At 70.6% G+C, this 14780-nt stretch carries 15 protein-coding genes; 4 read left to right on the top strand and 11 right to left on the bottom strand.

All coding sequences use genetic code 11. The features are described from left to right. Nucleotides 1-473: 473 nt before the first annotated feature. The 6 genes from H5V45_RS22540 to H5V45_RS02800 form a co-directional block, all read right to left on the bottom strand. Nucleotides 474-1370 (bottom strand): thrombospondin type 3 repeat-containing protein, encoded by an 897-nt coding sequence (locus tag H5V45_RS22540; RefSeq protein ID WP_343061392.1) that lies wholly within the window; start codon nt 1368-1370, stop codon nt 474-476. 292 nt (nt 1371-1662) lie between these two features. Beyond that, nucleotides 1663-1803 carry a hypothetical protein gene (locus tag H5V45_RS02820; protein ID WP_185251541.1) on the bottom strand — a complete coding sequence of 47 codons (141 nt, stop codon included), beginning with the start codon at nt 1801-1803 and terminating at the stop codon, nt 1663-1665. Then, on the bottom strand, nt 1800-2174 hold the full coding sequence (locus tag H5V45_RS22205) for a LapA family protein (RefSeq protein ID WP_185251540.1): 375 nt from the start codon (nt 2172-2174) through the stop codon (nt 1800-1802). Before H5V45_RS22205 ends, H5V45_RS02820 begins: the two co-directional genes overlap by 4 nt. 23 nt (nt 2175-2197) lie before the next feature. Next, nucleotides 2198-3028, bottom strand: a complete 831-nt coding sequence (locus tag H5V45_RS02810) for a DMT family transporter (RefSeq protein WP_185251539.1) — start codon at nt 3026-3028, stop codon at nt 2198-2200. Then, nucleotides 3028-3504 carry a DUF456 family protein gene (locus tag H5V45_RS02805; RefSeq protein WP_185251538.1) on the bottom strand — a complete coding sequence of 159 codons (477 nt, stop codon included), beginning with the start codon at nt 3502-3504 and terminating at the stop codon, nt 3028-3030. Before H5V45_RS02805 ends, H5V45_RS02810 begins: the two co-directional genes overlap by 1 nt. 97 nt (nt 3505-3601) lie before the next feature. Next, nucleotides 3602-3835: a DUF7455 domain-containing protein gene (locus tag H5V45_RS02800; RefSeq protein WP_185251537.1), complete on the bottom strand. Its 234-nt coding sequence runs from the start codon at nt 3833-3835 to the stop codon at nt 3602-3604. Nucleotides 3836-4255: 420 nt separating this feature from the next. Here H5V45_RS02800 and H5V45_RS02795 point away from each other — a divergent pair, with 420 nt between their 5' ends. The 3 genes from H5V45_RS02795 (at nt 4256) to H5V45_RS02785 (ending at nt 7763) form a co-directional block, all read left to right on the top strand. Beyond that, on the top strand, nt 4256-6316 hold the full coding sequence (locus tag H5V45_RS02795) for a DNA gyrase subunit B (RefSeq protein ID WP_185254428.1): 2061 nt from the start codon (nt 4256-4258) through the stop codon (nt 6314-6316). 145 nt (nt 6317-6461) lie between these two features. Beyond that, on the top strand, nt 6462-6905 hold the full coding sequence (locus H5V45_RS02790; RefSeq protein ID WP_185251536.1) for a T6SS immunity protein Tdi1 domain-containing protein: 444 nt from the start codon (nt 6462-6464) through the stop codon (nt 6903-6905). Nucleotides 6906-7430: 525 nt separating this feature from the next. Beyond that, nucleotides 7431-7763, top strand: a complete 333-nt coding sequence (locus tag H5V45_RS02785) for a hypothetical protein (RefSeq protein ID WP_185251535.1) — start codon at nt 7431-7433, stop codon at nt 7761-7763. Here H5V45_RS02785 and H5V45_RS02780 read toward each other — a convergent pair. Further along, the gene (locus H5V45_RS02780; protein ID WP_185251534.1) at nt 7744-8403 is read right to left on the bottom strand and encodes a hypothetical protein; all 660 of its coding nucleotides are present in this window, start codon (nt 8401-8403) and stop codon (nt 7744-7746) included. The genes H5V45_RS02785 and H5V45_RS02780 overlap by 20 nt on opposite strands. A 115-nt stretch (nt 8404-8518) precedes the next feature. On the opposite strand from H5V45_RS02780, the gene H5V45_RS02775 reads away from it, so the two are divergent. Then, a complete protein-coding gene (locus H5V45_RS02775; protein ID WP_185251533.1) occupies nt 8519-9118 on the top strand; it encodes a hypothetical protein in 600 nt (199 codons plus the stop codon). 19 nt (nt 9119-9137) lie between these two features. Here the strand turns inward: H5V45_RS02775 and H5V45_RS02770 are convergent, their stop codons facing one another. The 4 genes from H5V45_RS02770 to H5V45_RS02755 form a co-directional block, all read right to left on the bottom strand. After that, nucleotides 9138-9632, bottom strand: coding sequence for a carbonic anhydrase (locus H5V45_RS02770; RefSeq protein WP_185251532.1), 495 nt, complete (start codon nt 9630-9632; stop codon nt 9138-9140). A 68-nt stretch (nt 9633-9700) separates the two neighbouring features. Continuing rightward, on the bottom strand, nt 9701-11515 hold the full coding sequence (locus H5V45_RS02765) for an MFS transporter (protein WP_185251531.1): 1815 nt from the start codon (nt 11513-11515) through the stop codon (nt 9701-9703). Next, a complete protein-coding gene (locus H5V45_RS02760) occupies nt 11512-12246 on the bottom strand; it encodes an LppX_LprAFG lipoprotein (RefSeq protein ID WP_185251530.1) in 735 nt (244 codons plus the stop codon). Before H5V45_RS02760 ends, H5V45_RS02765 begins: the two co-directional genes overlap by 4 nt. 13 nt (nt 12247-12259) lie before the next feature. Further along, entirely contained in the window at nt 12260-14749 is a 2490-nt protein-coding gene (locus H5V45_RS02755) for a DNA gyrase/topoisomerase IV subunit A (protein WP_185251529.1), read from the bottom strand. Nucleotides 14750-14780 lie beyond the last annotated feature (31 nt).

Below are 14780 nucleotides of genomic sequence, written 5' to 3'. Positions count from 1 at the left end.
GGCTGGAAACTTGAGAGCGCCTGCCACGACCCACGCAGAGTTATCCGCCCTCGGATGATGTCGCTCAGTCATCATCAGCTCTCAGTTGCTCATTTGCCCAGCCGGACGCATGGACGGCGGCCACCAGCCGGGCGGAAACCGCCAGCGCGGCCGCGAACTCCGCAGGGCTTCCCGATCTTGCGGGAACCTTGAGCAGAAATCGTTGCCCGGCCGATCGTGCCGCGCTAGATTTCTCATGAACCGCCGGGGACCCGAGACCCCGGCGGTTCTTCACATTTCCGCCGACGCGAGCCAGGGCCAGCCCGTCCGGGCCACGTGTTGTGCCCGATCGGACGATGCCGTGGGTGCGGCCCGCACGCGATCATGAACAGCGGTGGTGCCCGCGCAACCCCCCAGTGCTCGGCGCCACCCGACACCCCGTTCCTCTCGGGAGGGCGGGGTGTTGTCGCGTCCGGAGGGTTGCGCGGGGCAAGCTACTTCTGCTTGGCGAAGTAGGAGACGCAGTCACCCTGGTTCCTGAACGCCGGCGTGGTGAAGCGTGCGTAGCCGCCGTTCTTGCAGTCGTCCTTGCTGTTGGTGTCGCTCTCGTTGGGGATGCCGTCGCCGTCCCGGTCGGGGTCGCAGGCGTCGCCCAGGCCGTCACCGTCCTGGTCGGACTGGTCGGCGTTGGCCGTCGACCCGCAGTTGTCCACGTCGTCCTTGACTCCGTCACCGTCGCGGTCGCCGACGCGCTCGAAGTCGTACGTCGTCCGGTCGAACGTGAACGCGTCCACGTTCGACAGCAGGCCGGCGTTGCCGGTGCCCTGGTTGACGCCGACACCGCCGGTGATCACGGCGTCCGGGTTGTTGGCGACGATCTGGCTCCAGGGCGTCAGGCCGGTGTCGCTGGCTGAATTGGGGCAGCTGTAGACAGCGCCGGCACACTGGCCGTTGATGGGCCGTGTCGACCACCAGATGCCGGTGCCCGTGCCGGTCCAGCTCTGCCAGGTGCCCTCTGCGACCGACTGCTGCGACGTGTTGTACACCGGCTCGAAGACCAGGGTCGTGAAGCCGCCATCGGCCGCTCCGTTGTAGTCGACCTGCAGGTTCATCGCGGGGAGCTGCGAGCCCGTGCCGGTCTGGCGGTAGGTCGAGTAGCTGATCTTGGCGATGTCGGTCAGTCGCGTGCCGACGTGGTCGTAGTTGAACAGGAACACCTTCTCGGCTCCCGTGGCGGTGCTGAGCTGCAGGCTGTCGCTCCCGAGCGGTGGGGAGGCCGGTCCGTCGACGAAGGCGGCGGCGGTGGGCGGCGTATCTGCGCGGGTGTACAACACCCACGGCGCGGTCGGCGGTGTGTTCTCGGCCTGCCGCACGACCGTGGACTCGGTCACGATCTGCGTGCTGGCACCATCGGCCGGAGCCGCGTCAGCGGTGGTCCATGGGCCGAGGAGGGGCAGGACGAGACCTGCGGTGGCTGCCCCGAGAGCGAGGCGACGGACGGAACGGAGCGATGACATCGAGAATCCCCTTAGGTGTCACTTGGCTGTGAATCCGTAGGTGACATCACGACAGAGACGGCCGTCACACGAACGCCGACATCGGTCGACCGGGCAGGGGGATACCACCCCATCGGGCCACTCGGTCTGGCCCGTTCGTGTCCACCCTTTCGGTGAATTGGCCCGCTCAGCGCCCTCGGCGGGACAGGACCAGGACGACGGCCACGACGACCACCAGCAGGACCAGGAGGACCAGCGGGTGGTGCGCTGCGAAGAAAAGGCCGCGACCGCTCGGGACGCGTCGGGCGTCGCCGAGGAGGTCGGTCACGCCTTCTTGTCGCGCTTGACCCGGCGCCGCAGCTGCAGGATCCGCAGGGAGCCCGCGGCGGTGGCGAGGAAGAGACCGGCGGCGGTGGCGATCAGCAGGGTGACCGACAGCGGGGCCGAGCCGTCCCAGCCGAGGAAGGTCACCTGCACGGTCTGGGTGTTCTGCGCGATGAAGATGATGAGCAGCACCAGCAGGATGCCCAGGGCGACGACGGCGGCCCAGAGGCCGCTCGTGCGCGAGCCGCGCAGCGGGTTGTCGCCGGAGGTGGGGCGGGTGCTGGGGCTGCCCGGCGTGACCGTGGAGGTGGGGTCAGGAGTGGTGGGACCAGCGGCTGTGGCGGAGTCGGGGGTCGTGGGGGTGTTGTCGCTCATGCCTCATGTGTACCCGACCGGGGTCAGCCTGATGCCACGAGACCGATGGCAACTGCGCAGAGCGCGAGCCCGACCCCCTGGGCGCGGTGGACCTTCTCGCGGAGAACGGAGGCCGCGAGCAGCACGGTGAAGGCCGGGTAGAGCGAGGCGATGACCGCGGTGACGGTCAGGAAGCCGCTGCGGGTGGCGACCATGAACGAGCCCGTCGCGAGCGCCCCGAGGGCGCCGCTGAGCACCCCGGCGGCCGCCCGCGGCTCGCGCGGCACCCACGGCTGCCGCAGCACCACGGCGACCGCGACGACGGCGCCGGCCGCCACGAGCTGGTTGAGCGCCAGCGGGAGGAAGCCGGCCTCCTCGGGGATCTGGGCGAGCGCGGCGAACAGGGTGCCGAACCCCAGACCGGCGAGTACGCCGTCCACGACTCCGGCCCCGAGGCGGGGCGCGGCCGCGTCGGGCTCGCGGGAGACCAGCCAGATGCCGGGCAGTGCCACGACGATCCCGACCCACACCAGCGCGGCCGGCCGCTCACCGGCGACGAGCCCGACCACGACCGGGACGAGGGCGGCGCCGACCCCCGAGATCGGGGCCACCACGCCCATCCGGCCCGAGGACAGGCCGCGGTAGAGGAAGGCGGTGCCGAAGCCGTTGCCGAGACCGGCCACGACGCACCACGCGAGATCGGCGCCGGTGGGGGAGCCTTCGGTGACGAGCGTGAGCAGGAGGACCAGCGTGGCGCCCCCGAGCTGGGCGCACAGGGCGACCGCCCACGGGCTGACCCGCTGGGAGAAGAAGCCGCCGACGAAGTCGGCCAGGCCGTAGGTGAGCGCCGCGAAGAGGGCCAGCAGGACCGCCATCAGGTGACCACGACACCGACGACCCAGGCCGCGACCGCGAGCAGCGCGGCGACCAGCTCGATGACGATGCTCAGGCCGACCGCCCGCAGCGCCGCCTTGGTGGACGGCCAGGCCGCGGCCGCGCCGACACGGTGCCGCTCGGCGGCGTACACCCCGACGACGAAGCCGAGGAACAGCCCCACCACGGGGATCACGAAGAAGCCGACGACCGCGGCGCCGGCGCCGGCCCACTGGGTCGAGGCGGGGATGCCCGCGCCCTGCAGGCGACGGCCCGGGACGGCGTACTTCACGACGGTGCCGACGACGAGCAGGGCCGCGGCGATCCCGAAGACCGCCCAGCCGGTCGCGCTGCCGGTGTCGAGCGCCCAGATGAGGACGCCGGCGAGGACCAGCACGGAGCCCGGCAGGATCGGCACGAGGATCCCGACCACGCCGACGGCGAGCATCAGGGCGACGAGGACTTCGACCGGGCTCACGCGGCACACCCTTCCACAGCGTCAGGGGACGTCCGGAGCGGGCGCGGAAATGACGAAGGCCCCGGACCGGGGTCCGGAGCCGATGTCGTGTCGGGGGTCAGTGGTCGGTGTCGGGCACGACCGCGGGCTTGTCACCGAGCTTGTGCGTCTCGTCGATGACGTGGGCCGCGATCTCGCGGAGCTTGTCGCCGTGCTCACGCGCGTGGTGGGCGCAGAACAGGAGTTCGCCGCCCGTCTGGAGCTCCACGCGGAGGTAGGCCTGGGCGCCGCATCGGTCGCAGCGGTCCGCGGCGGTGAGCGCGGCGGTGCTGGGGGCAACTGCAGTGGTCACATCGGCCTCAATTCTTGATCGGTGTCTGTTCAACGTAGCGACGGGGGTGAAAGATTCCCGCTGCCACGTGTCCCGTGACACCTCATCCCATCATGGAGTGTCTTCCCCGGTCCGAGGGTTTCCATGCTTCGGGAACTCACGTGTGGAGGAGACGTCTAGCCCTGCTTCAGTGTGACGGTTGCCGGGGGCGGCAGGTTGCTCTTCGACGATCCCGAGAAGCCATCGTGTCCACATCGTGACGTGATCCCCAACGCTGATCACGCTAGACCCGCTCCGCTCGCTGCCACGGCAGGCGAGCCTTCTGCGTTGTCCGGCGTGTCGCAGGTAGATTCGGAGGCGCAGCACCAGACGGATTGCCCGTCCCACGAGGACCGCTGTGACGACCGGCACGACAGCTCCACCACCGAAGGCAGGCCCACGATCGACAACACGTACAACGCCGCGCATCTCCTGGTCCTCGAGGGCCTCGAGGCGGTGCGCAAGCGCCCGGGCATGTACATCGGCTCGACCGACACGCGTGGTCTCATGCACTGCCTGTGGGAGATCATCGACAACGGCGTGGACGAGGCCCTGGCCGGCTCCGCGCACCGCGTCGAGGTGACCCTGCACGCCGACGACTCCGTCGAGGTCCACGACGACGGCCGCGGCATCCCGACCGACAGGGAGCCCAAGACCGGGCTCCCGGGCGTCGAGGTCGTGGCGACCAAGCTGCACGCCGGTGGCAAGTTCGGCGGTGGGTCGTACGTCGCCACAGGTGGCCTGCACGGCGTCGGCCTCTCGGTGGTCAACGCGCTGTCGGCGCGGATGGACATCGACGTCGACCGCTCCCCGAGCCAGCAGGGCCTGAGCTTCCACCGCGGCGTCCCCGGGGTGTTCGAGGGCGAGGGTCCGAAGGCGCCGTTCACCGCGCAGTCCGGCCTGACCCGCAAGGGCAAGCGCGTGGCCAAGGGCAAGACCGGCACGCTGATCCGCTTCTGGCCGGACCGGCAGATCTTCACCAAGGACGCCCGGTTCGAGTTCGAGGGCCTGCTCGGCCGCGCCCGCCAGACGTCGTTCATCGTGCCCGGCCTCGAGCTCGTCATCCGCGACCTGCGGGGCGACACCCCCGTGGAGGAGAAGTTCCGCCACGACGGCGGCATCGCGGAGTTCGTCGAGTTCCTCGCCCACGACGAGCCGGTCACCGACATCGTCCGCCTCCAGGGCATGGACACCTTCACCGAGACCGTCCCGCTGCTCGACGAGCAGGGCCACATGACCCCGCAGGAGGTCGAGCGCGAGCTGCACGTCGACATCGCGGTCCGCTGGGGGATGGGCTACGACACCGAGGTCCGCTCGTTCGTCAACGTGATCGCGACGCCCAAGGGCGGCACCCACGTGAGCGGCTTCGAGCAGGCCGTCACCAAGACCTTCAACGACGTGATGCGCTCGACCAAGGCGCTCAAGGTCAACGACGCCGACGTGATCAAGGACGACGTGCTCGAGGGCCTCACCGGCGTCGTCACCGTCCGGCTCGCGGAGCCGCAGTTCGAAGGCCAGACCAAGGAGATCCTCGGCACCCCCGCCGCGCGCAGCGTCGTACGCAAGGTCGTGGCCGCCGAGCTCAAGGCCTTCCTCACCTCGACCAAGCGCGCCGAGAAGGCCCAGGCCAAGCTGGTCATGGAGAAGGTCGTCGGCGCCTCCAAGACCCGGATCGCGGCCCGCACCCACAAGGAGACCCAGCGGCGCAAGAACGCCCTGGAGTCCTCGGCGCTGCCCTCGAAGCTGGCCGACTGCCGCGCCAACGACAACGAGCGGACCGAGCTCTTCATCGTCGAGGGTGACTCGGCGCTCGGCACGGCCAAGCTCGCGCGCAACTCGGAGTTCCAGGCGCTGCTGCCGATCCGCGGCAAGATCCTGAACGTCCAGAAGGCCTCGGTCGGCGACATGCTCAAGAACACCGAGTGCGCCTCGATCATCCAGGTCGTGGGGGCCGGCTCCGGGCGCACCTTCGAGCTCGACGCCCGGCGCTACGGCCGGATCATCTTCATGGCCGACGCCGACTCCGACGGCGCCCACATCCGCTGCCTGCTGGCGACGCTGTTCTTCAAGTACATGCCCGAGCTGCTCAACGAGGGGCGCGTCTACAGCGCCGTCCCTCCGCTTCACCGGATCGAGCTGTCCAACCCGAAGAAGGGCATGGACAAGTACGTCTACACGTACTCCGACGACGAGCTCCAGCGGAAGCTCGCCGAGCTCACGAAGAAGAACGTGCGCTGGAAGGACCCGGTGCAGCGCTACAAGGGCCTCGGCGAGATGGACGCCGACCAGCTGGCCGAGACCACGATGGACCCGCGCCAGCGCACCCTGCGCCGGATCACCGTCGATGACGCCGAGGCGGCCTCCACCGTCTTCGAGCTCCTGATGGGCTCCGAGGTCGCGCCGCGCAAGGAGTTCATCGTGCAGGGCGCCTACGAGGTGGACGTCGAGGCGCTCGACGCCTGAGGGATCGGACAACGACTCACGTGGACCTTTCCGGGCTGACCTCGCTCTTCCCTGCGGACCGGCCGGTCCCCGGGTTCGTGCCGGACGACGTCGATAGACGCGCGTCAGCTGTCGGCGGAGCGTCCCTCACGGGTGGCTTGCTGCGTTGGTTCGACGCTGCCTCGGCTCCTGCCTGGAGGGGCTGGCGCTCAATGCCTTCCCCGCGTTCTCCGAACGGGTCCAGTGCTTCGCCGTCGATTGGCTGGGACGCCAGTTCGCTGTGGACCGGTCGAGACCGGACCGCGACGGCCAGCCTCAGATCCTGATGCTCGACGTGGGTGTCGGCGAGGTGCTGGAGATGCCGGGTTCTCTTCGTGACTTTCACGAGTCGGAGCTGATCGACTATCACGACGCTGCTCTGGCCTCGTCGTACTACAGCCAGTGGCGGCGAGACTCTGGAGACACAGCACCACTGACCTCGACCGAATGTGTCGGCTATCGGATTCCACTGTTTCTCGGTGGAGTCGACGACACGAGCAATCTCGAGCGCTCGGACGCGGACGTGTACTGGTCCCTGTGCGGCCAGATGCTGAGCCGCCGGGGACTCTAGGGCCAGCGCTCGGCAGCGCAGTCGTCCCTTGCTGTCCAGTAGGGACGGACCCGGTCATGTCGGCGAACTAAGCCGCGGTCGCAAGATGTCACGGCGCGCGGCCCACCTCCGAAGCACATGCACCGGGTGAGCGACACCAGGATCCCTGTACCCCTTCACGCTTCGTGCACCCGCGCGCGCCTCCGCCCACGAGACAACGCGCGACTCACCTTGACGGTCGACCCGGACAAGATCCGTGCGACGAGGGCGATTCACGTCGAACAGGCGCTGAGTGCGCGTGCCTTGACTGCTCACACGCACGGTCCACAACCGTGGCTGCACTGAGGATCGTGTCGCTGTTCCTCGCGATGGTGTTGCATTGGCTCACGAGCCACAGGGCGCCCTACGCCTGAGGCATGCTGCGTGAACCTCGTCATTGTGCGCCAGATCAAGATCTCGATGCTCAACTCTTGATCCCACGCACAATCGTGCGGTGCGGACGGCATCCTCCCTCACGATCTGGCCGACGGCCCCTACCGTGAGGCCGTGTACGTCGTCGACTACGCCTCCATGAGGTTCTTCCTGCTCTACGCGAGTGAGGCCTTGGTCTTCCTGGCTGTCGCCGTCTTCTGCGCCAGGCACCTGCGGCAGGAGCTCTGGGCAGGTCTCGGTCTCGCCGGCGGCTTGGTCGGAGGACTGGCCGCTCTCCTGTACGCCTACGGGTGGGCGCGCGTCGAGTGGGCCGACGACCTGGGCGTCCTGGAGTTCATCTCTGCGCACGACTCGCACGCCCTCTCGGACTGGGCACGGCCGGTCGGGTTGGCGCTCGTGGCTGCGGCGCTCGTCGCTGCTGCGGCAGTCAGGCGGGACCGGGGGTGACGCTGATGTAGGGGTGGACCTCGGTGCGCAGCCGCCGGACCAGCTCGCGGTGCTGGGCGTCGTGGGTCTCGGTCCAGTCCGGCGACGGGCTGCTGCCGTGCTCCAGCCAGTCCTCGTGCCACGCCATCATGTCGTCGTAGAGCCCGGAGGACAGCCCGACGAGGTCGTGGAGGTCGGGGAAGTCCTCACCGAGGCAGCCCTCGTCGTCCCAGAACGGTCCGCCGTACGGGTCGTGCTCGAGGCTGACCTTCCGGACAGCGCGCCCCAGCGCCGGGTCGTGGGGACCGAGGGGCGCGTACGCGAACCAGCCCACGTCGTCCGACGCCCTGCGCCGCGCGTCGGCGACGGCGTACGCCGCTCGGCCGGCCGTCACGACGAGCGCCATCGAGGCGAGGGCGCAGCCGGCCTGGGCGACGTCCATCGCGACGTGGATCGAGCGGTTGTCGACGTACTCGACCATGAGCTTGTCCAGGCACCACCAGTAGGTCGCCCAGGTCCAGGCGACGACGGTGAAGAGCCCGGACGCGAGCCACACCTCGGTGCGAGGTCGTCCCAGGACCAGCAGGGTCACGAGAGCGAGCGGTGCGAGCACCGGCGCGCTGGCGGGGCCGAGCAGGAAGAGCAGGTCGTCAACACTCACGGGGCGAGCCTACGGAACCGAGCAGGGCCAGGTAGGCCCTTCGCGAGCCCACCACGTCCGCTGCCCGCATCGCAGTTCCCCTTCGCCGGTGGCCGGCAGATCCTAGGGTGCTGCCATGGCCGCCTCGCTCGGACGTCTGGTCCTCACGCTCACCGTTGCCCTCGCCGGAAGCCTCGCGCTGACGGGTCCGGCCAACGCCGAGTCCGTCACCGCGCGTGACGCCCGGCACGACGTGAGCTACGTCGACTTCACGGTCGACGAGCCGGTGGCCGAGCCGGCTCCGCAGCATGCGAACGGTGACGTCACGCGGCTCCGGGTCCGGCACGGCCTGCGGCGGATCAAGGCGGTGGCGGTGTTCCGGGAGCTGAACCGCCAGAGCCCGCGCCTCCGGGCCAACCTGGAGCTGCAGTGGCCCGGCACCCATCAGCTGGAGTACACCGACGTGCACGTACGCGCCGGCCGCGGCAACTGGGCAGGGACGGCCACACTCACCGGTGACGGTGACCACCGCTGCGAGGTCGCCACCCACGTCGACCTCGTGGCGAACACGCTGACGGTCGCCTTTCCGCGCACCTGCCTGGGATCGCCGCGGTGGGTGCGGGCGCTCGTCGTCGTGAGCACCACGGACGACGTGCGGGACCCGACGTACGTGTACTACGACCAGGGGCCGGGTCGGCGCCGCGAGAGGTTCACGCCGCGGGTGCACGCGGGCTGACGGCGTCCGCCCTGACGCCTCAGAACTTCTGGTCGAGCAGGCCCGTGTCGACGTCGTAGACGAATCCGCCGACGAGGACGGAGTCGGGGACGAGCGGGTGCGCGCGCACCTTGCGGACGTCCTCCTCGAGGGCGACGAGCTGGTCCTCGACGACGTGGAACTCCGCCCACGAGGCGTCGACGCCGGCGGACTCGCCGATCTTGTCGCGGATCTCCTGCTCGGTGTTGCTCGCCATGGCGCAGCGGGTGTGGGGGATGACCAGGATCCGGCGGACGCCGAGGAGGTGCGCGCCGAGGACGAGCGCCTCGAGGGCGGCCTCGGTGACACGGCCACCCGGGTTGCGGAAGATCTTGGCGTCACCCGCCTTGAGACCCAGCATGTTCAGCGGGTCGATGCGGGAGTCCATGCAGGTCACGATCGCGACGCCCGCATGGGCGACGCCGTCGAAGCCGCCGAGCTTGAAGTCGGCGGCGAACTCCTGGTTGGCAGCGAGCAGGTCTTCGAAGTCAGCCACGTCGGGCACGTTAGCGGAGCGGCGTGGCGGGTGGGTGACGGGTTCGTACGACGAGAGCGTGGCGCTGGTCACCCGGCGGTGTGCAGGAGGTGCGCCGGCTCGACCGCGCGGGTCGCCGCGCCTCGGAACAACAGGAGCGCGAGCACGGCCCCGACGAGGGCGCAGACGGCGGCACCGGCGAAGACCGTGTGCTCCTGGGCGATCCCGGCGACGCGGAGCAGGTCGGTGAACTCGGCGCAGCGGCTCTTGCCGTCGCAGACCGAGCGGGCGGTCGGCAGGTCGGCCTGCTCGGCGTAGTAGCGGCGCAGCCCGATCGTGGTGAGGGCCGAGATGCCGACCAGCATGCCGACCATCCGCGCGACCACCACCAGCGCGCTGGCCAGGCCGTGCACGTCGTCGTCGGTGCTGGCGAGCACCGCGGCGTTCACGGGCGCCAGAGCGAGCCCGAAGCCGAAGCCGCCGACGAGCAGGGGGACGTTGGCGGAGAGGTCGTCCAGGCTCGTGAGCCCCCAGCGGCTCATCAGCAGGAAGCCGGCGGCGGCCAGGACCAGCCCGACGGCGGCCACCACCCCGGCGGGCAGGGTGCGGGTGAGGTAGCCCCCGAGGACCGCGCCGACGGGCAGCGCCACCAGGAAGCGGACCAGCACGAGCGCGGCCATCAGCTGGGAGTCGGGGTAGACGGTGGTGCGGGCGAACAGCGGGATGTCGATGAGCGCGGCGATCAGGGCGGCGCCGACGAAGAAGCTGACGAGGAGGGCGCCCCAGGCGGGGGTGCGCCGCAGCGCCCCGCGCGGCACCAACGGCGCCTCGGCGCGGCGCAGGTGCAGGACGAAGGCGACGGCGGCGAGGGCGGCGCCGAGGAGGTACCACAGACCCTGGTCGGAGAAGACCTGGATCTTGGGGTCGGCCGTGGCGAAGGCGAGGATCACGCCGCCGAGGGCGACGGCGAGGAACAGCGCACCGACGACGTCGGCCTCACGGACGCTGCGGACCCAGCCGGGCAGGGCGACCAGCGGACGCGCCGCGGTCGAGCACCGGACGACGAGGAGGAGCGCGGCGGCCAGCGCGATGACGCCGACCGGGGTCAGCCAGCGCCCGTCCCCGGCGAACGGGATGAAGATCTGGCCCCAGGTGATGTCCTGCAGGATCTGCGTCGGGCGGACGAACACCAGCGCCCCGGTGACGAGCGTGATCAGCAGCAGGAGGGCGCCGACGGCGTCGGGTCGCGGGCGGGCGCCGTCCTTGGAACGATCGATTGGTCGCATACCGCGTCCCGGACCCTCCGAAACCTGCGGTTGGTGACCAAACCGCAACCCCCGGATCGCCGCGGCCAGGACCAGGCCGACCGCCAGGTTGATCAGGAAGATCGCCCGCCAGTCGGCGACGGCGAGCACGACGGCCCCGAAGAGCGGGCCGACGACGCTGCCGAGCTCCTGGACGGCGGAGACGATGCCGAGCGGGACGCCGCGGCGGTTGGCGGGGTAGAGGTCGGCGACCAGCGCCAGGGTCGCGGGCACCAGCCCGCCGCCCCCGACGCCCTGCAGGAAGCGACCGCCGACGAGGGTCGGCATGTCGTAGGCCAGCGTGGTGACCAGCGAGCCGACCGCGAACAGCACGAGGGCGGCGACCAGCACCGGGACCCGGCCGCGCAGGTCCGCGATCCGGCCGATGAGCGGCAGCATGGCGACGTAGCCGAGCAGGAAGCCCGACACGATGGGGGCGGCGCGCTGGAGCTGGTCGATCGGGATGCCGACGCTCGTCATCATGTCCGGCAGCGCCAGCACGACGACGTACGTGTCGGCGGCGGCGAAGGCGACCGCGACGGCCGCGAGGCCGAGCAGCAGCCGGGGCTGGCCCGTCACCGCGCCGTCCCGGACCGTCATGGGGCGGTGATGTCCTTGTCGGTCCCGTAGTCCTCGAAGCCGATCGTGTAGGTCATCGACTCCGAGTCCGGGTAGAAGACGCCGGTCAGCTTGGCCTCGCGCAGCTCGCCGCTGTCGCTGACGGTGTACGTCGCGGTGAAGTCGCCGGTCGCGGTCGGGATGACGTTCTTGACCGCGGTGTCGGGCACGGTGCCGGAGTACTCCGTCAGGATCTCGCTGTTGTCCGAGCCGCCGCGGATGCTGTTGCCCTTCTCCAGCCCGGTGGTCGCGGGCAGCAGCGAGGAGAAGCCCTTGTCGGGGCTCATCAGCTGGGCCGGGTCCGGGGCGCCGTACTCCGACGGGTCGACGTCCTGCCAGCCGGGCGTCAGCGGGATCTGGGCGTAGACGACGCCGTCGACGGCGATCACGGGCACGTCGAAGGACTGGCCGGTGAGCACCACGGTGATCGTGCCGTCGAAGGCCGGGGCGTGGGTGCCCGTGCCCTCGGCCTTGGTGATGCCGGTGACGCCGTCGGGCAGGTCGCTGGTCGCGAGCGACAGCTTCACCCCGGTGGTGTCGTCGAGGGTCTTCTTCGCGAGCGCCATCACCTCGTCGGGCGACTTCCCGCTCGCCGCCGCCTTGTCGTCGCCGCCGCAGGAGCTCAGCGCGAGCCCGAGGCCCAGCGTCGTGACGACGGCGACCAGCAGGGTGGTGGCGCGACGCGGGCGGGTCCGGGAGCGACGGGTCAGCATGGTGGGCAGCCTGTCACACGGATGGTTCCGCGGCCGGGGTCTCCGCGCCGCCGAGTCGCGCCGCCAGCGGACCGGCGCAGGCGGCGATCGCCTGGCTCCCCGGGATCCCCGAGCCGTCCCGGCGTCCGTCGGCCGCGGGCAGGTCGATGGGGGACCCGCTGGACGCGGCCGCGCGGGCGGGAGCGGTGCCGGCCCAGGCGAAGACGAGGGTGTCCTCGCCCTTGAGGAAGCGGTGGCACCGGACACCGCCGGTGGCGCGCCCCTTCGGGGGGTACTCGGTGAACGGCGTGACCTTGACGGCGCCGGGCTCGGTCCCGGGCAGCGCCGTCGACGAGCCGGACGCCGTCACGACGACCGCGTCCGAAGGGTCGACCGCGCCGAACCAGACGACGCCCTCACCCGAGGTCACCCGGATGCCGGCGATGCCGCCGCCGGAGCGGCCCTGCGGCCGGACGCCGTCGGCGCCGAAGTGCAGCAGCTGGGCGTCGGAGGTGATGAAGGCGAGCGTCTCGGTGCCGGTCGTGAGGTCGAGGGCGCCGACGACCTCGTCGCCGTCCTTGAGCCCGATCACCTCCCACTCGTCGCGGGAGAGGACCTCGGGGTTGACCCGCTTCACGACGCCCTGGCGGGTGCCGAGCGCGAGGCCGGGGCCGTCCGTGGGGAGCGCGGTCAGCGCGAGGGCGCGCTCGCCCTGGCCCAGCGAGAGGACCTCGCTGAGGGGCACGCCGCCCTGGAGGTTCGGGTCGTTGGCCGACGACGGGATCGCCGGCAGGTCGAGCACGCCGACCTTGACCACGCGGCCCAGCGAGGTGACGACGCCGATCTCGCCGCGGGCGGTGGTGCGGACCGCGGAGACGATGACGTCGTGGTTGGTGCGGGCCCCGCCGGAGCCGACCGGCTCCGCCGACGTCGAGCGCGCCATCAGCCCGCTGGACGACAGGAAGGCGAAGCACGGGTCGTCCGCGACCTCGAGCGGCACGGCCGCGGAGGCGACGGAGGTGCCGGACGACTCGAGCAGGACGGTACGCCGGGGGGTGCCGTACGTCTTGGCGACCTCGGCGAGCTCGTCGGAGACGACCTTCCAGCGCAGCTGGACGTCGTTGAGGATCGCGTCGAGCTCCTCGATCTCGCGGCGCAGCTGCTCCTGCTCCTTCTCGAGCTCGATCCGGCTGAAGCGGGTCAGGCGGCGCAGCTGCATCTCGAGGATGTAGTCGGCCTGCGCGACGCTGAGGTCGAAGACCGACATCAGGCGCTCCTTGGCCGCCCCCGAGTCGTCGCTGGTGCGGATCACCTGGATGACCTCGTCGATGTCGAGCAGCGCGACGAGCAGGCCGTCGACCAGGTGGAGCCGGTCGGCCTTCTTGTTGCGGCGGAACTGCGAGCGCCGGCGCACGACCTCGAGCCGGTGCTCGAGGAAGACCTGCAGCATCTCCTTGAGCCCGAGGGTCCGGGGCTGGCCGTCGACGAGCGCGACGTTGTTGATGCCGAAGGTGTCCTCCATCGGCGTCTGGCGGTAGAGCTGCTCGAGCAGCGCCTCGGGGTGGAAGCCGTTCTTGACCTCGATGACCAGGCGCAGGCCCTTCTCGCGGTCGGTGAGGTCCTTGATGTCGGAGATGCCCGTGAGCTTTTTGCCCTGGACCAGCACCTTGATCCGCTCGATGACCTTCTCGGTGCCCACGCCGTACGGCAGCTCGGTCACGACGATGCCCTTGCGACGGGCGTTGATCGACTCGACCCGGGCGGTGGCGCGCATCCGGAAGGTGCCGCGGCCGGTGAGGTAGGCGTCGCGGATGCCCTCGAGCCCGACGATCTTGCCGCCGGTCGGCAGGTCGGGGCCCGGGATGAAGCGCATCAGCCCGTCGACGTCGGTCTTCGGGTGCTGGATCAGGTGCCGCAGCGCTTGGACGACCTCGACCAGGTTGTGCGGGGCCATGTTGGTCGCCATGCCGACCGCGATGCCGGTGCTGCCGTTGACGACGAGGTTCGGGATCGCCGCGGGGAGCACGGTCGGCTCGAACTCGCGGCTGTCGTAGTTGGGCTTGAAGTCGACGGTGTCCTCGTCGATCGAGGCGGTCATCGCGACCGCGGCCGGCGACATCCGGCACTCGGTGTAGCGCATCGCGGCGGGGGAGTCGTCCGGGGAGCCGAAGTTCCCGTGCCCGTCGATGAACGGGACCCGCATCGACCACGGCTGGGACATCCGGACCAGGGCGTCGTAGATCGCGGTGTCGCCGTGCGGGTGCAGGCGACCCATCACCTCGCCGACGACGCGGGCGCTCTTGACGTGGCCGCGGTCGGGGCGCAGGCCCATCTGGTCCATCGTGTAGAGGATCCGCCGCTGCACGGGCTTCAGCCCGTCGCGCGCGTCCGGGAGCGCGCGCGAGTAGATGACCGAGTAGGCGTACTCCAGGAAGGAGGACCGCATCTCGTCGCCGACGTCGATGTCGAGGATGTGCTCCTCGAAGTCGTCGGGGAGGTCTTGCTTCGTGGTACGCCGAGCCATGGGGCCATTGTCCCCGGTGCGCCCGGTCCGG

Origin of the sequence: Nocardioides luti (assembly GCF_014212315.1) — a bacterium.
GTDB classification, from domain to species: Bacteria; Actinomycetota; Actinomycetes; order Propionibacteriales; family Nocardioidaceae; genus Nocardioides; species Nocardioides luti.
The sequence above is the reverse complement of the archived record's forward strand: the minus strand, read 5'-3'. Positions and strand labels throughout refer to the sequence as shown.